This is a genomic window from Nostoc sp. DedSLP04 (genome assembly GCF_034530775.1).
Classification (GTDB): domain Bacteria; phylum Cyanobacteriota; class Cyanobacteriia; order Cyanobacteriales; family Nostocaceae; genus Nostoc.
The window spans coordinates 68,440-84,262 of the sequence record NZ_JAVRCL010000021.1; the positions used below are offsets into that span (position 1 = coordinate 68,440).

Genomic DNA, 15,823 nt, shown 5'->3' on the forward strand with positions numbered 1-15,823 from the left:
GGACAGTAAAAATGCCTTTGAAATCCTCTGCTTCAGATCGGTTGAAAAAAACTGACCAAAGGTTGATCGCCTTATTGAGCGATCGCATATCATTATTAGCAGCATCAGAACAACCTTCTCTAGATGAACAACTGGCTGATGTCGCTCCCCTGCTCGCCCAAGCTGGTATTCCTGAGTCTGTTTGGGCAAGTTTGCTAAATAGTTGTCATGCCAGTTTGATTCCTAAATATGCAACAAATCATGTCACTCCCCGACAAATTACCATCATCGGTGGACGCGGCAGGATGGGAAAATTATTTAAAGAGCAACTTTCGCTAGTAGGTAATAATGTTAGCGTCCTCGAATCCGAGGATTGGGAATACGCAGAGCAACTATTAAGTCAGACAGAATTAGTTTTAGTCAGCGTTCCTATTGAACATACAGTTGATGTTATCAAGCGTGCAGCTAAATACCTCGCCCCAACTACCGCTTTGTGTGACATTACGAGTATTAAAACACAGCCAACTCAAGCAATGCTCGAACACCATTCCGGGCCAGTCATGGGTTTACACCCAATGTTTGGGCCAAATATCAAATCGTTTTTTGGACAAAAAGTAGTAGTGTGTCCAGGTAGAAACGATGATTCATTTCAATGGTTTTTAGACTTTATTAAAAGCCAAGGTGGAGAGTTAATTGTTTGTACGCCTGAAGAACACGATCGCATGATGACGATTGTCCAAGCAACGCAACATTTCTGTAGATTTAGTCTTGGCATTTTCTTAGCACAAGTAAAAGTGGACATAGAGCAGAGTTTAACAATGTCAACTCCTAACTACCGTCAAGAAATTGACATTGTTAAACGTTTGTTTTCCCAAAACCCTCACTTATGTGTGGATATTATGCTCGCTACAGAAGAAAGGTGTGATACAATTAGCTTTTTAGCTGATACTTACAGCCGTTTGGCGAAACTAGTAGCAAAGAAAGACAAAGACGCATTAATTCAAGAATTTGAAAAGGCTCAAAGTTTTTTTGAAGATAAAATCAACACTTTTATCCAGCCTTTAAATACAATGGCTATCCAAAGAGATTTTCAACCAAAAATTCACACAAATATTAGCATTTAAATCCACAAAAATATGCTGATAGACATATTTCACGATACTGTTTGTCCTTGGTGCAGAATTGGGAAAAAACATCTGTTTGATGCACTAGCACAACAGCAAGAACAAAAAGTACATATTCGCTGGCATCCTTTTCTTTTAGATAATACTGTTCCTGCCGAGGGATACGAATTTCGCAGCTTTATGCAAAATAGAAAAGGTATGAAAGCGGCAGAAATACAACAGATATTTGATAGTACGCAACGCGCAGGTGAGGCGGCTGGAGTTAAGCTAAATTTTGATAAAATCCGTTTGGCTGTCAATACTAAGCTTTCTCATCAACTGATTGCACTTGCACCCGCAAACGTAAAAAACAATGTCGTCGAAGCTATTTATCAAGCTTACTTTGAAGACGGTTTGAACATTGGAGATATTGACGTTATTGTTGCCATCGGTACAGCGTATCAGATGAATGCTAGCGAATTAAAGTTGCAATTAAACAATCGCGCGGTGAGTGATGCAGTTATTGCTGAATCAACATTTGCTCGGTTAAATGGCATCAACAGCGTGCCGTTCTTCGTAATCAATGACAAAGTTAAGGTAAATGGTTCTCACTCCGTAGAGGTATTCCTGGAAACTTTGAATCGTGCTGCACTTTTAGATATACCTGCAAAAATATGATAGTTGACATCAAGCAAAAAAGTAGATTAATTCATCAAAGTGTTTCGGTTACTTTTAATTACGAAGTTTACTTTACCCACAATTTATTTGAGTTAAAAAATCCTACCTTAGCCCAAGTGATTGGTGCGGATGAGGAGACAAAGCCAAAGAAATTAGTTGCAGTAATAGACGCAGGAATATTAAAGTATCAACCTGAATTGGTGAAGCAATTAGTCGCGTATACCAAGTTTTATGCAGAGGTACTAGCGATCGCAGCCGAACCGATGATAATTTCGGGAGGAGAAGCAGCCAAAAACGATCCCACTTTATTAGAGCAAATCCAGCAACAGATTGAAGCCGCCGGATTATGTCGCCACTCTTATGTGTTAGCGATCGGCGGCGGGGCGGTGTTGGATTTGGTAGGATATGCAGCCGCAACTGCTCACCGGGGAATTCGGCTAATTCGGGTGCCGACAACGGTGTTAGCGCAAAATGATTCTGGGGTTGGTGTCAAAAACGGCATCAATGCTTTTGGAAAAAAGAATTTTCTTGGCACATTTGCGCCACCTTATGCAGTTATCAATGATTCTGCCTTTTTGACAACCCTAGACGATCGCGATTGGCGTTCTGGGATTGCAGAAGCAGTCAAAGTGGCACTGATTAAGGATGCTAGCTTTTTTGATTTTATCCACTCTCACACGGCAGCTTTGAGGCGGCGAGATATGGATACTATGCAACAGGTTATCTATCGTTGCGCTCAATTGCATTTAGAACATATTGCCAATGGCGGCGATCCTTTTGAAATGGGTTCGTCTCGTCCCCTGGATTTTGGACATTGGGCGGCTCATAAACTGGAGCATTTGACAAATTATCGCTTGCGTCATGGCGAAGCTGTTGCGATCGGTATTGCTCTGGATAGCACTTATTCTTATTTGGCAGGATTGCTGGATTGTTCGGAGTGGGAACGGATATTAAATAGTTTATCGGCGTTGGGTTTCACGTTGTATGTGCCAGAACTAGCTGAGAAGTTATCACAATTGGAAGATCCTGATTGTTTGTTTCGGGGTTTGACTGAATTCCGCGAACATTTGGGGGGAGAGTTGACTTTGACGCTGTTGAAAGGGATTGGAAAAAGAATTGAGGTTCATGAGGTGAATTTGTTGTTGTATCGGCAAGCAATATCTCTGTTGGGGGAAGTGAGGGGGGAATTTTAAACGCAGAGGGACGCTGAGGGAAGCGCAGAGGAACGCAGAGGTTTTATGAGGCGATTTACTACTTTTGGGGGAAGCGGATTTTTTTAATAGGGTTGTTGGTAAATGTACTAGAAAAGCAGTATAAAAAGCGAATAAATTGACACCCAATCGAAAAATTATTCAATGTCTTATCTGCTTGATATCTAGTATTGTTAAATAAGAAGCAAAAAGTTTTTGATTACATCTTTTAAAAAGAATATGTTGGCTTGGATGGATAAAAGATTATCTAAGTCTGTTCTAGGTTTGAAAATAACTACTAATAATGATTAATGGTTGCTGCTTAATGATTGACTAACAAATATTCTAGAGAAATTACTCATGGTTTTTGATTCACGTTCCTACAATACTCTCGGCGGTGTAAGTGTTTCTCGCTCCATCACTGAAGTTAAGATGGACACTGCCCTTGATGATATTCTGTTCCATTTAAATTCTCAGCGTGGAGGATTGCTAAGGAGTAGCTACGAATATCCAGGCAGATACAAAAGATGGGCGATCGGATTTGTCAATCCACCGTTAGAGTTGACTACCCAAGGAAACTCTTTCACTTTGATAGCGTTGAATGAACGCGGTCAAGTACTTTTACCATTTCTTGTAGAGAAACTATCCCAGTCAGAACAACTTGAGAACATCACCCAAGAAAATAACAATATTGTCGGCTTTATTAAAGCTACAAAAAAATTATTTACTGAAGAGGAACGTAGTAAACAGCCTTCATCATTTACCGTTGTCCGCGAAATTCTATATACTTTCTCTAGTCAAGAAGACGAGCATTTAGGCTTGTATGGTGCGTTTGGTTATGACTTAGTTTTTCAGTTTGAACCAATTACTCAACATCTAGAACGTCCTACAGATCAGCGCGATTTGGTGCTTTATTTGCCAGATGAATTGATTGTTGTTGACTATTATCAGCAACGTGCATTTCGTTTCCAATATGATTTTAAAACAGCGCATGGCAATACCAAGAATCTTCCGAGAACTGGTGAGTCTGTAGATTATCGCGGCAAACATCTTTTACCAAATCAAACTGCTGACCATCAAGTAGGCGAATATGCGAAAAAAGTTGAGGTTGCACTTGATTATTTCCGCAGAGGCGATTTATTTGAAGTTGTTCCTAGTCAAAACTTTTTTGAAGGCTATGAAGACGAACCCAGCAAGCTATTTAATACCTTAAAGGAAATAAATCCCAGTCCTTATGGATTTATTTTTAATTTAGGTGGCGAATATTTGATTGGTGCATCTCCAGAAATGTTTGTGCGGGTTGAAGGTAGGCGGGTAGAAACTTGTCCAATTAGTGGCACTATTAGCCGGGGACAAGATGCTCTTGACGATGCGGTGCAAATTCGCCAGTTACTCAACTCTCATAAAGATGAAGCTGAGTTGACCATGTGTACTGATGTCGATCGCAATGACAAATCTCGAATCTGCGAACCTGGTTCAGTACAAGTTATCGGTCGTCGCCAGATTGAATTATACAGCCACCTGATACATACAGTAGATCATGTTGAGGGTACTTTGCGATCGCAATTCGATGCTTTAGATGCCTTTCTTTCGCATACATGGGCAGTTACAGTCACCGGCGCACCCAAAAGGGCAGCAATAGATTTTATTGAACGGCACGAAAAGAGCGCCCGACGTTGGTATGGTGGAGCAGTCGGCTATTTAAATTTCAACGGGAATTTAAATACTGGCTTAATTCTACGGACAATTCGATTAAAAGATTGCATCGCTGAAGTGCGAGTCGGTGCTACTGTCCTTTATGACTCCATACCTCAAGCAGAAGAACAAGAAACAATTACCAAAGCTGCTGCTTTATTTGAAACGATTCGCCGTGTAAAGCAAACGAGTCAGAAAATTGATAAGTCTGGTTCTCTAAAATTAAGTAAACAGATTCCAGGTGTAAAATCTAGCAAACGCATCTTATTAATAGACTACGAAGACTCATTTGTTCATACCCTAGCCAATTACATTCGCCAAACTGGTGCAAGCGTCACCACACTGCGTCATGGTTTCTCGGAATCGTTATTCGATACAGAACGCCCTGACTTAGTTGTATTATCTCCTGGCCCTGGTAGACCAAGTGATTTTGGAGTTTCCGAGACTGTCGGTGCGCTTCTGCATCGCCAAATTCCGATTTTCGGAGTTTGTCTGGGACTGCAAGGCATCGTTGAAGCTTTTGATGGCGAATTGGGAGTTCTTAACTATCCTCAACATGGGAAATCCTCACGAATTTTCGTCACCGATTCCAATTCTGTCACCTTCAACAACTTACCGGAATCCTTTGCAGTGGGTAGATATCACTCATTATTTGCCCTACCGCAACGTTTGCCAAAAGAACTCAAAGTAACAGCGATTTCTGATGACGATGTAATTATGGGCATTGAACATCAAACACTTCCCATCGCCGCCGTTCAGTTTCATCCAGAATCAATCATGACTCTAGGTGGAGAAGTCGGTCTGAAAATAATTAAAAATGTGGTGCGTGCATATACGCAATCATTAGTTAGGAGTTAGGAGTTAGGAGTTAGGAGTTGAGAGTTGAGAATATGGAATTTGGAATTTGGAAACTGAAATTCTTAACTCAAAAACTCATAGATAACTCATAATTAACAACTAATAACTCTTAACTCCTAACTCCTAACCTCCCCACTCCCCCAAGCAGTTTATGACTAACCAAGTTGCTCCTTCCCGCCATATTCTTGAAGAAATTGTGTCGCATAAAAGGCAAGAAGTTGCACAAATGCAGCAAGAACTGCCTTTAACCTCTTTGCGACAACAGTTAAATACAGCCCCGACTGTGCGAAATTTCTTGACTGCTTTGCAAGATAATCCCAATCAACCTAGTTTAATTGCTGAAGTAAAAAAGGCATCACCTAGCCGTGGGGTTATCCGCGCGGATTTTGACCCTGTTGCTGTTGCTCAAGCTTATGAACGAGGTGGTGCAGCTTGTTTATCAGTCCTAACTGACGAAAAGTTCTTTCAGGGTGGTTTTGATAATCTGCGAAAGGTGCGTCAACAAGTTGCATTACCTTTACTGTGCAAGGAGTTCATCATTAACTCCTATCAAATTTATTTAGCACGGACAGTAGGTGCAGATGCAGTATTGTTAATTGCAGCTATTTTATCAGATCGAGAACTCCAAGACTTTTTGCGAGTAATTCACGATTTGGGCATGACTGCGCTAGTAGAAGTCCATACCTTAGCTGAACTAGATCGAGTACTAAAGCTTGATAACCTAAGTTTAGTAGGAATCAACAATCGCAATTTAGAAGACTTTACCCTTGATTTAGGAACCACACAGCAACTTTTAGCAGAGCGTCAACAACAATTACAAAGCTTAGATATCACCGTCGTCAGCGAGTCTGGACTGTATACACCTGCTGATTTATCTCTTGTCGCTGAGGCTGGCGCGCGTGCAGTTTTGATTGGCGAGTCTTTAGTTAAACAAAGCGATGTAGAACAAGCTGTGCGTGAGATTTTACTAATTCGTAATTCGTAATACTTCGGCTACGCTCAGTACAAGTTCGTAATTCGTAATTGGTAAATCTAAAAAAATGAAGCTCTGATATTCATTCACGAGTATAAAAGACTCGTTAACGGAGATAAAAGCCTCATTCACGAGTATAAAAGACTCGTTAACGGAGATAAAAGACTCGTTAACGAGTATCAAAGCCTCATTCACGAGTATCAAAGCCTCGTTAACGGAGATAAAAGCCTCATTCACGAGTATCAAAGACTCGTTAACGGAGCAAAAAGCCTCATTCACGAGTATCAAAGCCTCGTTAACGGAGCAAAAAGCCTCATTCACGAGTATCAAAGACTCGTTAACAAAAAATTTAGCATGGGCATCGCTAATTGCTAAGTGTAAATTATTCTAAAACTATTAAACAATCATTAACTATTTTTCAGCATGACCTCTATCTCCGATTCCTTTCAAGCTTTACGCGATCGCCAACAGTGTGCTTTAATTCCTTTTATCACAGCAGGCGATCCTAACTTAGAAACTACTGCCGAAGCCTTACGCATCTTAGATCGCAACGGTGCTGACTTTATCGAGTTGGGCGTTCCCTACTCCGATCCTCTCGCAGATGGGCCTGTGATTCAAGCAGCAGCAACCCGCGCTTTACAAAAAGCCACGAAATTAGAGCAAGTGCTAGAGATGTTGCACATAGTCATTCCTAGCCTGAAAGCGCCGATAATTCTATTTATGTACTACAATCCCATTTTGCATCGGGGTATTAAGTTGTTTTTGGCGCAAATTGCTGTTGCTGGGGTGCAGGGATTGGTAGTACCAGACTTACCCTTAGAAGAAGCAGAAGAATTAATTCAAACTGCTGCCTCTTTTGGAATTGAGGTAATTTTACTCGTCGCTCCTACCAGTTCTCAAGATAGGATTGTTGCGATCGCTCGTCAATCTCAGGGTTTTATCTATCTAGTTAGTGTTACAGGCGTTACAGGTATCCGCGCTCAAATCCAAAACCGCGTAGAGCATTTAATTACCGAGTTGCAAAGCGTCACCAATAAACCCATCGGCGTTGGTTTTGGCATCTCCGCACCAGAACAAGCACATCAAGTCATGGAATGGGGTGCAGATGCAGTGATTGTTGGCAGCGCCTTTGTCAAACGTTTAGCTGAAGGTAGCCCAACAGAAGGATTGCAAGCCGTGGAAGAATTTTGTCGAGAACTTAAAGCAGCCATCACAAAAAGTCAGCGCAAAAATCCATCTCTTCAAGAGGTGGGATAAATTCATCCGCAGACCTGGGGAGTATACACAAGTCAAATTACCCCCCTTAATCCCCCCTTGTAAAGGGGGGAAACAGGAATCTAGTTCCCTCCCCTTTACAAGGGGAGGGTTAGGGTGGGGTAAAACCAGGTGAGTAAAGTATTTCAGACTTGTGTATACAACGTAGCACCCCTCTGCTCCTCTTATTCCATTAAGACAATGAAACTACTGCTGAAATCGGTCAAAATATTAATTTATAGCTTACTTATAGTTAGCAGCTGTGCCCTTACAGTCTTCGCCCACGATCGCCTTGACAAGGGACAATACAAATACCATTGGAATCATAATCTTCCAGGGCAATACGCTCACCTAGCTGTAAGAAAGAACGTAACTGACCTAACATCAGCAGAGAAAACAGCCTTCGTTAAGGCTCTCAAAACCTTAAAAACTGTCATACCCCCAGGTAGTAAGGTCAGTATTTACGACCAATTCGTTGCCATACATATAGGGGCAACACGCTTGATTCACAATCATAAAGGACATTCCGATGGTTCCGTCCAAGAACTTGCTCATGAAAATGCCGCATTTTTCCCTTGGCATCGAGAATATATCCGCAGATTTGAACAAGCGCTGCAAGCAGTAGACCCAACTGTTACTCTCCCATACTGGGATTGGACAGACGCCAAAGCACTTGATGTAATTTTTAATGATGACTTTCTTGGTTCTAACGGTCAAGGAGTAACCATCAAAATTCCCAATCAAGGAAACTTTACAGGCGGCGCTGTACCTGGGGCTTTTTCGGCAGCAAATGGCTGGGTTATGAATCCAGCATTAAATATTGACCCAGAAACCCAAACATCATTAGGTACATCACTTGTCCGCTTTCTCAGACTACCTCCTGCCAGTGATTATCCTGTGCCCAAAAAAGATGTTGAGCGTGCCCTCCGCCTGAATAACTATTCTCTATTTCGCCCTGCTTTGGAAGGATTCATCTCTGTAGATGAGCAGGGTAAAGTCACCCCCGGAGGATTTATACACAATTACATTCATGGCTTAGTCGGTGGGGTACAAATAGACGCAAGCACAACACCCATAAAGTTTAAGGGTCTAGGTACTATGGGCAATATCCCAAGTTCGCCTTATGACCCAGTATTTTGGTTGCATCATGCCAACGTAGACCGCCTCTGGGCTGAATGGCAAGACAACGGTCATCAAGGTAGCGATTTTTATCCTGCCAATGGTCAACCTTACGGGCATAACCTTAAAGACCTAATGTGGCCTTGGGACGGCGGTATGTCTACCCCCAAAGCTACAGCGTTAGGAGATTTACTCTCGCTATTACCAAATTTTAACTCTGACGATTTGGTGCGCCCTATAGACGTTTTGAATCACCAAAAACTGGGCTATACCTACCAAACCTGGGAATGGAAAACCCAAAGATGATTCAAAGTTAGAACCAGAGTAAAAAATACTTGAACATGAAAGGATTTTAACCAATGGTAAACATACTAAACATCAATACTGCAACTGTACAACCAGATTCTTTGGGCAGGTTTGGAAAATTCGGCGGTAAATATGTCCCGGAAACTTTAATGCCTGCATTAAGTGAATTGGAAGCGGCGTATCACCAATATTGCAATGAGCCGAGTTTTCAAGCAGAATTGCAAAACTTAATGCGTGATTATGTAGGACGACCCAGCCCATTATATTTTGCTGAACGCCTGACAGCTCATTACGCTAGACCAGATGGCACGGGAGTGCAAATTTATTTAAAGCGCGAAGATTTAAATCATACAGGCGCTCACAAAATTAATAATGCTTTGGCTCAGGTGTTACTCGCTAAACGCATGGGTAAGCAACGGGTGATTGCAGAGACAGGTGCAGGACAACATGGCGTAGCAACTGCAACTGTGTGTGCGCGATTTGGTTTGAAATGTGTGATTTACATGGGCGTCCAGGATATGGAACGCCAAGCCCTGAATGTGTTTCGCATGAAATTAATGGGTGCAGAAGTTCGTCCAGTGGAAGCAGGTACAGGAACTCTCAAGGATGCAACTTCGGAAGCAATTCGAGATTGGGTGACGAATGTAGAAACAACCCATTACATCCTCGGTTCCGTTGCTGGGCCTCATCCCTACCCGATGATTGTGCGTGACTTCCACGCGGTAATTGGTGTAGAAACTCGCGCTCAATGCCAAGAAAAATGGGGAGGATTACCAGATATTTTACTGGCTTGCGTGGGTGGAGGTTCCAACGCGATCGGCTTATTTAATGAGTTTATGCATGAACCTTCGGTGCGCCTAATTGGAGTCGAAGCTGCGGGTGAAGGTGTAAATACAGAAAAACACGCTGCAACCTTGACAAAAGGTAAAATAGGTGTATTGCACGGTGCCATGAGCTATTTACTGCAAGATGATGATGGTCAAGTCATCGAAGCTCATTCAATTAGTGCCGGATTAGATTATCCAGGTGTTGGGCCAGAGCATAGTTATTTAAAGGATCTTGGCCGCGCCGAATATTACAGCGTTACCGATAAACAGGCGTTAGATGCATTCCAAAGACTTTCCCAACTAGAAGGGATTATCCCAGCTTTGGAAACAGCTCATGCGATCGCTTATCTAGAAACCCTTTGTCCACAGTTAACAGGCAATCTCCGCATCGTCATCAATTGTTCCGGCAGAGGTGACAAAGATGTGCAAACTGTCGCCAAAGTCCTAATTCCTTAATTTTTTCTTGTCGTCATTTGTCATTTGTTATTTGTCATTTGTCATTTGTCCTTTGTCCTTCGTAAATGAACAATGACCAATACAACTCTTAGAGAGGCTGCGCCAACAGCTTCTCTACCAGGCGCTGTTTGCGTTCTCTCAGTACAAATGACCAATGACCAATGCTCAATGCCCAATGCCCAATGCCCAATGCCCAATGCCCCATGCCCCATGCCCAATGACAAATGACAAATGACAAATGACAAATGACCAATATGATCGCCATAACTCAAACTCAACCTGAAAACATCTCCATCCCTTCTGAGTTCTACAACTGGCCAGCTTTATTGCAACAGTTGCTAAATCGGCAATCCTTGACGGTTTCCCAAGCTGCGGATTTGATGCAAGGTTGGCTCACAGATGCCATTCCCGATGTTCTATCAGGAGCGATTTTAGCCGCAATTCAAGCTAAAGGCGTCTCTGCCGAAGAATTAGTTGGCATGGCCACCGTCTTACAATCCCAAAGGCTAGGGACTGGGCAAGAGTTTTCCCAATCCCCAATACCCAGTACCCAATCCCCAGTCCCCTTAATTGACACCTGTGGAACTGGTGGAGATGGTGCTTCAACCTTTAATATTTCCACTGCTGTTGCCTTTGTGGCCGCTGCTGCTGGGGTAAAGGTTGCCAAACATGGCAATCGTTCGGCATCCAGCAAGACTGGTTCGGCGGATGTGCTGGAAGCTTTGGGTATAAATCTTAACGCCACTCCTGAAAAAGTACAAGCGGCAGTTGGCGAAGTTGGAATCACCTTTTTGTTTGCTCCAGGTTGGCATCCTGCACTAAAGGCGATCGCTACTTTGCGAAAAACTTTGAAGGTGCGGACTGTTTTTAATTTACTCGGCCCGCTAGTAAATCCCATGCGGCCGACAGGGCAAATTATTGGTGTCAACGACCCGCTTTTACTAGAAGAGATTGCTCAAGCCTTATCCCAACTGGGATGTCAGCAAGCGATCGCCCTCCACGGACGGGAACGTTTAGATGAAGCTGGTTTGGCAGATGTCACTGACTTGGCTGTACTCCAAGATAAAAAAGTCTGCTCTCTAACGCTCAATCCTCAAGAACTGGGTTTGGGTTTTGCACCGACTGCGGCGTTGTGCGGTGGAGATGTCCAAGAAAATGCCCAAATATTGAAGGCAGTTTTGCAAGGTAAAGGTACGCAAGCGCAACAAGATGTAGTCGCTTTAAATACAGCCTTAGCCCTGCAAGTTGGTGAAGCTATTGATGGGGAAACTGATGTTTTAGCAGGTTGTGTTAAAGGTATTGCCCTTGCCAAGGAAATTCTCCAAAGCGGTGCAGCTTGGACAAAACTAGAACAACTTGCAGAATTTTTACACGATTCACCAAGGTAGGGGCACAGCATTGCTCATGCGTGTCAACTTAAGCCAAAAATAGCGTACTGATTAGGCGTTGTTCACCCGCCAGGGAATATAATTCCCTGACTAATTGCTCAAGTCTACTGAAGTAGACTGAAAATTTTCGCGCTCTTTAGTCCTCTTCAGAGGAGTTTAACTATGAGACAGGGATTTACAATCCCTGGCGGACGTGAGGTTTCGCGTGAAGTTGACACCAATGAGCATTGCTATGCCCCTACGAACGCATTGTATTACACCCAAAAACTATACAGAAGGAAAAACAGATGATTATCATACTTAAGAACGGTACACCTGTTGAGGAAATTACTCGCATTAGCCAAGAACTGAGAGACACTTGGGGAGTGACGGTAGAAAAAAGTGTTGGCACTCATAAAGTTGTGCTGGGGCTAATTGGTGATACCACTAGCATTGATAAATTACAGGTTCAGGAATTTAGCCCTTGGATTGAGCAAGTATTACGAGTGCAACAACCTTTCAAGCGGGTAAGTCGAGAATTCCGTCATGGAGAAGCTAGCGAGGTTGTTGTTCCTACACCTAACGGTCGTGTCTATTTCGGCGAACATCATCCGATTGTAGTGGTAGCCGGGCCTTGTTCTGTTGAAAATGAAGCGATGATTGTCGAAACGGCAAAGCGGGTGAAGGCAGCTGGAGCGCACTTTCTACGTGGCGGAGCTTACAAACCCCGTACTTCACCCTATGCTTTTCAAGGTTATGGTGAAAGCGCTTTAGATTTGTTAGCAGCAGCGCGGGAAGCTACTGGTTTGGGTATCGTCACAGAACTGATGGATGCTGCCGATTTATCAGCAGTGGCGAAAACAGCTGACATCATCCAAATTGGGGCGCGAAATATGCACAACTTCTCGCTGCTGAAAAAGGTAGGCGCTCAAGATAAACCAGTGCTGCTGAAGCGGGGAATGTCTGCCACAATTGACGAGTGGCTGATGGCGGCAGAATATATTTTGGCATCTGGAAATCCCAATGTAATTCTTTGTGAGCGGGGAATTAGAACCTTTGATGGTAAATATGCCCGCAATACTTTAGATTTATCAGTGCTTCCGGTGTTGCGATCGCTTACCCATTTACCAATTATGATCGATCCGAGTCATGGTACTGGTAGGTCTGAATATGTACCATCGATGGCAATGGCTGCGATCGCCGCTGGTACAGATGCTTTAATGATAGAAGTTCACCCCAATCCCGCAAAAGCTTTATCTGACGGGCCTCAATCTCTCACCCCTGAGAAATTTGACCGCTTGGTTCAAGAAATGTCAGTCTTGGGCAAACTAGTCGATCGCTGGCCTACACCTGCATTCGATCGCATTGGTGGGCGTTAAATTCAGAATTCAGGAGCGGAGCAAAGATGCTTTGCCTTTGGTCAGAATCAGGAGTCAGAATGAATTCTGACTCCTGAATTCTGTTTAGATAAAACTTATATTCATAAATTTGGCTGATTTGGGAAATATTTTATATAAGTTTATTTTTTATTAACTAACCTAAATTAAATAAAGCATTACCCAAACTTAATCACAATCAAATATTTTTTCTTCAGCATTATCTGAAGTAACCAAATCATCCCCATGACGCTTTCAAGACGTAAATTTTTTGCAGTAGCAGGTACTACTGCCGTCGGCACTTTGATGGTGTCTCCTTTGGAAGGTCTTCTTGCCAGAAAAGCTTTTGGTAAAAAACTTGGTAAAGGATATGGCCCACTTTTACCAGATCCCAATAGTTTGTTAGATTTACCAAGCGGATTTGAGTATCAAGTCATCTCTCGCACTGGAACCCTGATGAGCGATGGCAATCTAGAGCCTAGCAATCATGATGGTATGGCAGCCTTCCCTGGGCCCAAAAACACAACCATTCTGGTTCGCAATCACGAACTTAGCATCAATTCCGATACGCGAGTACAAGTACCAAATCCCTACGATCCCATTTGCAGAGGTGGCACTACGACTCTGGTTGTTGGACGCGATCGCCACCTGATCGAACAGTTCAGCTCTCTCGGCGGAACCATTCGTAACTGTGCTGGTGGTTTAACTCCTTGGGGTTCATGGATTAGCTGTGAAGAAGATACAACTATACCAAGTGCAACTAATGGAGTCACAAAGTTACACGGTTACAACTTTGAGGTTCCAGCTAGCGCCACCTCTCCTGTAGCTCCAGTGCCTCTAGTTGCGATGGGACGGTTTAATCATGAGGCTATAGCTGTAGATCCCAAAACTGGATATGTCTATCAAACTGAAGATAGAGGAGATAGCCTCTTCTACCGTTTTATCCCAAAAGTTCCTGGTCGGTTAAAACAAGGAGGTATTCTTCAAGCTCTGAGGATTATAGGTAGACCAGGAGTCAACACCAAGACCGGTTTCGTAGTAGGGCAGAAGTTAGCTGTAGATTGGGTGAATATTCCTGACCCCAACCCAACAACTACAGATAATGTCAGAGTGCAAGGTCGCAACTTAGGTGCAGCCCAGTTTAGCCGTGGGGAAGGCATCTATTATGAAAACAACAAGGATAAGAAAGGCAAAAATGGCAAAAGAGAATTTTACTTCACTGCTACAGATGGTGGCCCTGTAGGCGGTGGCCAGGTCTGGCGCTATATTCCGGGTGAAGAGACAATTGAATTGTTTGTCGAGTCTCAATCTAAAGATGAACTCGATATGCCCGATAACATAGTCGTAGCACCTTGTGGCGATCTTATCCTTTGTGAGGACGGAGACGGTGACAATTTCTTGATTGGTATTACTCCCAGTGGTGAAATCTACAAATTTGCACGTAATGCCCTCCAAACAGGTGAGTTTGCTGGAGCCTGCTTTTCACCTGATGGTCGTACTTTGTTTGTTAACATTCAAAGCCCTGGTATTACTTTAGCTATCTGGGGGCCTTGGAATAGTAATAGAGGCTAATATAAATGGTACTAAGAAAAGCCCAAAGGTTTGTGTAGCCTTATTGCCTTGTTCCCAGCCTCCAGGCTGGGAATGTATTTAAAGTGGGCTTCTGCCTCTTGTCAAGCTACTGGAGGCAGAAGCCCACTCAGAATGGGTTAAAAGCCTTTAGGCTCTTAACCAGCCAGAGCAAAATTATTTACTCTAAAAAATCCATTGTTCGGGTCTTATTGAAAAGAATCTAAAATCTAGAACTACCTCTTTTTTTGAAGTTCGTGCATACTTCTAACAACCTTTGTGACTAAATTTCTGGGTGTAAATCTGACGCTTTCAGTTAATATTTTATTTCTCATCCCAGGAACAACAACAGTTTTGTTTTTCATTAAGCCCCGATAACCAATCCTAGCGACAGTTTCCGTATCCATCATTCTGTTAACACTAGCAATCTTTGAATCTTCCATTGCAGCATTTTGTTGGAATTCTGATGCTGTTGGCCCTGGACAAAGAACAGTCACGCTGACACCTGTACCCTCTAATTCATTAGCGATCGCTTCTGAAAATGATAATACATAAGCTTTAGTAGCAAAATAAACTGCCATTAAAGGCCCCGGTTGAAAAGCCGCGGCTGAGGCCACATTTAATATTTTTCCATAGTTTTGCTCGACCATATCTTTGAGGAACAACTTCGTTAAATGAGTCAGGCTGACCATATTTACCTGAAGCATTTTCAATTCAGTGCTGAGGTCTGTTTCGCTAAATGCTCCATAAGTACCAAAACCAGCATTATTAACTAGCACATCAATCTTGATGGATGCTTGCTGTAATTCTGTAAAAATTTCTTCTGGGGATGTGGGGATAGATAAATCCTTAACAAAAATTTTGACGGCAATACCACATTTTTGCGGCAATTCATCTATAACTTCAGTAAGTTTTTGTTCATTTTTATCTACTAACACAAGATTATAATTATGACGAGCAAAAATCTGGGTTAATTGATAGCCTATGCCACAAGCCGCTCCTGTAATTAGAGCAGTTCTTTTTTGCCGACTTTCAGATTTTTTATTCATGTGACAAAAATGATTAACTGGAAT

At 42.7% G+C, this 15,823-nt stretch carries 13 protein-coding genes; 12 read left to right on the top strand and 1 reads right to left on the bottom strand.

From position 1 onward, the window contains the following. The first annotated feature begins 11 nt into the window (after positions 1-11). The 12 genes from tyrA to RMX89_RS14385 all read left to right on the top strand — a co-directional run bounded on the left by tyrA (position 12) and on the right by RMX89_RS14385 (position 14,753). Positions 12-1,103, top strand: coding sequence for a bifunctional chorismate mutase/prephenate dehydrogenase (tyrA, locus tag RMX89_RS14330; protein ID WP_322689388.1), 1,092 nt, complete (start codon positions 12-14; stop codon positions 1,101-1,103). 12 nt (positions 1,104-1,115) lie between these two features. Beyond that, a complete protein-coding gene (locus RMX89_RS14335; protein WP_322689389.1) occupies positions 1,116-1,760 on the top strand; it encodes a DsbA family oxidoreductase in 645 nt (214 codons plus the stop codon). Then, a complete protein-coding gene (locus RMX89_RS14340; protein WP_322689390.1) occupies positions 1,757-2,953 on the top strand; it encodes a 3-dehydroquinate synthase in 1,197 nt (398 codons plus the stop codon). The genes RMX89_RS14335 and RMX89_RS14340 overlap by 4 nt, the downstream gene beginning before the upstream one ends. Before the next feature lie 357 nt (positions 2,954-3,310). Continuing rightward, a complete protein-coding gene (locus tag RMX89_RS14345) occupies positions 3,311-5,503 on the top strand; it encodes an anthranilate synthase (RefSeq protein ID WP_322689391.1) in 2,193 nt (730 codons plus the stop codon). Between the two features lie 151 nt (positions 5,504-5,654). Further along, positions 5,655-6,488 (top strand): indole-3-glycerol phosphate synthase TrpC, encoded by an 834-nt coding sequence (trpC, locus tag RMX89_RS14350; RefSeq protein WP_322689392.1) that lies wholly within the window; start codon positions 5,655-5,657, stop codon positions 6,486-6,488. Between the two features lie 411 nt (positions 6,489-6,899). Beyond that, complete coding sequence (gene trpA / locus RMX89_RS14355) at positions 6,900-7,733, top strand: tryptophan synthase subunit alpha (protein ID WP_322671113.1); 834 nt, start codon at positions 6,900-6,902, stop codon at positions 7,731-7,733. Positions 7,734-7,931: 198 nt separating this feature from the next. Beyond that, positions 7,932-9,155 (top strand): tyrosinase family protein, encoded by a 1,224-nt coding sequence (locus RMX89_RS14360; protein ID WP_322671114.1) that lies wholly within the window; start codon positions 7,932-7,934, stop codon positions 9,153-9,155. 53 nt (positions 9,156-9,208) lie between these two features. Further along, positions 9,209-10,438, top strand: coding sequence for a tryptophan synthase subunit beta (gene trpB, locus RMX89_RS14365; protein ID WP_322671115.1), 1,230 nt, complete (start codon positions 9,209-9,211; stop codon positions 10,436-10,438). 72 nt (positions 10,439-10,510) lie between these two features. After that, positions 10,511-10,666 (top strand): hypothetical protein, encoded by a 156-nt coding sequence (locus RMX89_RS14370; protein WP_322689393.1) that lies wholly within the window; start codon positions 10,511-10,513, stop codon positions 10,664-10,666. Between the two features lie 26 nt (positions 10,667-10,692). Then, the gene (trpD, locus tag RMX89_RS14375) at positions 10,693-11,826 is read left to right on the top strand and encodes an anthranilate phosphoribosyltransferase (RefSeq protein ID WP_322689416.1); all 1,134 of its coding nucleotides are present in this window, start codon (positions 10,693-10,695) and stop codon (positions 11,824-11,826) included. Between the two features lie 287 nt (positions 11,827-12,113). Continuing rightward, complete coding sequence (gene aroF, locus RMX89_RS14380; RefSeq protein WP_322689394.1) at positions 12,114-13,184, top strand: 3-deoxy-7-phosphoheptulonate synthase; 1,071 nt, start codon at positions 12,114-12,116, stop codon at positions 13,182-13,184. A gap of 243 nt (positions 13,185-13,427) precedes the next feature. Then, complete coding sequence (locus RMX89_RS14385; protein ID WP_322689395.1) at positions 13,428-14,753, top strand: alkaline phosphatase PhoX; 1,326 nt, start codon at positions 13,428-13,430, stop codon at positions 14,751-14,753. Between the two features lie 233 nt (positions 14,754-14,986). Here the strand turns inward: RMX89_RS14385 and RMX89_RS14390 are convergent, their stop codons facing one another. Beyond that, the gene (locus tag RMX89_RS14390) at positions 14,987-15,799 is read right to left on the bottom strand and encodes an SDR family oxidoreductase (RefSeq protein ID WP_322689396.1); all 813 of its coding nucleotides are present in this window, start codon (positions 15,797-15,799) and stop codon (positions 14,987-14,989) included. Between the last annotated feature and the right edge of the window lie 24 nt (positions 15,800-15,823).

Coding starts and splice junctions, on each gene's coding strand:
- RMX89_RS14385 (WP_322689395.1), top strand. CDS start 13,428: ATGACGCTTTCAAGACGTAAATTTTTTGCAGTAGCAGGTACTACTGCC.
- RMX89_RS14360 (WP_322671114.1), top strand. CDS start 7,932: ATGAAACTACTGCTGAAATCGGTCAAAATATTAATTTATAGCTTACTT.
- trpA (WP_322671113.1), top strand. CDS start 6,900: ATGACCTCTATCTCCGATTCCTTTCAAGCTTTACGCGATCGCCAACAG.
- aroF (WP_322689394.1), top strand. CDS start 12,114: ATGATTATCATACTTAAGAACGGTACACCTGTTGAGGAAATTACTCGC.
- tyrA (WP_322689388.1), top strand. CDS start 12: ATGCCTTTGAAATCCTCTGCTTCAGATCGGTTGAAAAAAACTGACCAA.
- RMX89_RS14335 (WP_322689389.1), top strand. CDS start 1,116: ATGCTGATAGACATATTTCACGATACTGTTTGTCCTTGGTGCAGAATT.
- RMX89_RS14345 (WP_322689391.1), top strand. CDS start 3,311: ATGGTTTTTGATTCACGTTCCTACAATACTCTCGGCGGTGTAAGTGTT.
- trpD (WP_322689416.1), top strand. CDS start 10,693: ATGATCGCCATAACTCAAACTCAACCTGAAAACATCTCCATCCCTTCT.
- RMX89_RS14340 (WP_322689390.1), top strand. CDS start 1,757: ATGATAGTTGACATCAAGCAAAAAAGTAGATTAATTCATCAAAGTGTT.
- trpC (WP_322689392.1), top strand. CDS start 5,655: ATGACTAACCAAGTTGCTCCTTCCCGCCATATTCTTGAAGAAATTGTG.
- RMX89_RS14370 (WP_322689393.1), top strand. CDS start 10,511: ATGACCAATACAACTCTTAGAGAGGCTGCGCCAACAGCTTCTCTACCA.
- RMX89_RS14390 (WP_322689396.1), bottom strand. CDS start 15,799: ATGAATAAAAAATCTGAAAGTCGGCAAAAAAGAACTGCTCTAATTACA.
- trpB (WP_322671115.1), top strand. CDS start 9,209: ATGGTAAACATACTAAACATCAATACTGCAACTGTACAACCAGATTCT.